Raw genomic sequence first — 1,992 nt, 5'->3', positions numbered from 1 at the left:
ACTGCGAGCGCAAACTGGAAACCAGCGCCCAACTCGTAGCGCTCGCCTTCCTGTCATTGTTATTACGGAGACACTGAACAGGTTCTAACTGCTACTAGGGCAGTAGCCGCTGCCCCGTGAAGCATTGCAGTAATCGTAGTAACATCCATTCTACGTATGACCCGGTAAGGCAATTGCCTCACCGGGTTTTTTTTCGGGTTTTGCTTGGACATGAGCATAGGGAAATGCACGCGGCATAGAGGTTATGCGTGCCATTTTCACTGACATTTGAAAATTATCAATGTTGAAATGCAGCAGCAAATTACGATTCGGCGTGATATTGGGGGTTCTAATCGGGAGGACTGACACCCGCGCTGATATATCCGGTTGAACCGCTTGCCTGCACTAGCCCCTTCTTCAATCCGATCCCTAGCCTATATCCGAAGGCGTCCGGGGTTCTTGACGAGTAAAAGGGTAAATAGTGGAAAGCATTTTTTGGGCGCTCGATCTGCTAGCCGTTGTCTATCTCTGCTTCTGGGCCAGGCGGTGCGATGTCCGGGAGCGAAAATCCGACAAGGCAGGGAAATAAGGTATGCGTGACCTAGTATTGCTCAGTCTACTGCCTTTATTCTTAATCGCGATGACCAACAGGCCGTTCATCGCGTTGGGCATGTGGATTTGGACCGCGATGTTTTTTCCAAATGGCTGGGTGTATGGCATGGCGTCAGTCATCCGCTACAATCTGCTGTTCACCACGTTCGCAATCGGCGGATACCTGCTGTCCAAGGAAAAGGGGCCGGTACGCTGGGGTGCAGTCGGCACACTGGTATTCATCTTCTTTATCTGGACAACGATGACCACGATGGAGAGCTCCGGTCTGCCCGAAATCTCCTGGGAGTATTGGTCTCGCTTCTTCAAGGTTATCCTGCTCTTTGCATTCATCGTCCTGATCGTTAACAAAAAACTTCACATCGACTTCTTTCTTTGGTGCCTGGTTCTTTCGATTGGCTTTTACGCCGTACTGGAAGGGCTGAAATTTGCGGCCAGCGGCGGCGGACACCAGATTTCAGGCTTGCCGGGACATATTCTGGGCGATCGGAATGACCTCGCTCTCGCCTTTGTGATAACGCTCCCGATTTGCGTTTACCTGCTGAACGAGTACGGCAAGGAGGCAGTTATGACCAAGCTCCTTCTTGTAATGACGCTCATCGCCATGGTGATCTCCGTGGTAGGAACACAATCGCGAGGCGGTTTGATTGCATTGCTCGGGCTTGGCCTCTACCTCTTCGCAAAGAGCAATCGAAAGTTCCCGCTTCTGGTCGTGATCGTCATCGCACTGGGTCTCAGCTCCATGCTGATCACGGACCAATGGCGTGAACGTATGGATACCATTTCCAACGCCAATGAAGACGCGTCCTTTATGGGCCGTGTCGTTGCCTGGAAACTGAGTCTGATTCTCGCGCTGCAGTACCCGGTGTTCGGCGGCGGGTTCAAAACGCTCGAGTTCTTCCCTGTCTGGCGCAGCCTTTCCCAGCAATTCCAATCCTTGCCATTCTTTTACACAGGCACCGCCGTTCCCGATACGATAGCATCACATGCTGCGCATAGTATCTATTTCCAGGTGCTGGGCGATCATGGGTTTATCGGACTGGTCATTTATCTAAGCCTTCTGTTTCTTGCGTTTCGTACGGCCGGCTCTGTCGCCGAGCGCGCGCGCCAGCAAAACGCGGAGCCCTGGATTATCTCCCTAACGACCATGCTGCGGCTGTCGATATTTGCGTTCTGCCTCGGCGGTGCCGCGCTCAGCTTCGCGTACTTTGAAGTCATCTTTGCTATCTTTGGTCTGATCGTTGTGCTTGACAAGAAAATCGTGCCGGTACATTCCACTCTTCCGACCAGTAACGTGAGAAAAGCGATTTAGCACTGTAAGCGATCCATCATCGGCGTCTTGAATCGCGGAGTTTGAGCAGTCAGGATATGTCCACCTACATGGAGGTGGACACCTATGGCAGA

Annotated in this window: 1 protein-coding gene; it reads left to right on the top strand. The window is 52.2% G+C overall.

The window, feature by feature from the left end; all coding sequences use genetic code 11:
* The first annotated feature begins 571 nt into the window (after positions 1–571).
* Positions 572–1,900 carry a putative O-glycosylation ligase, exosortase A system-associated gene (locus TSA66_RS01260; protein WP_040038690.1) on the top strand — a complete coding sequence of 443 codons (1,329 nt, stop codon included), beginning with the start codon at positions 572–574 and terminating at the stop codon, positions 1,898–1,900.
* Positions 1,901–1,992: the final 92 nt, after the last annotated feature.

The sequence above is a fragment of the Noviherbaspirillum autotrophicum genome (assembly GCF_000818395.1).
Taxonomy (GTDB): domain Bacteria; phylum Pseudomonadota; class Gammaproteobacteria; order Burkholderiales; family Burkholderiaceae_D; genus Noviherbaspirillum; species Noviherbaspirillum autotrophicum.
The sequence above is the reverse complement of the archived record's forward strand: the minus strand, read 5'-3'. Positions and strand labels throughout refer to the sequence as shown.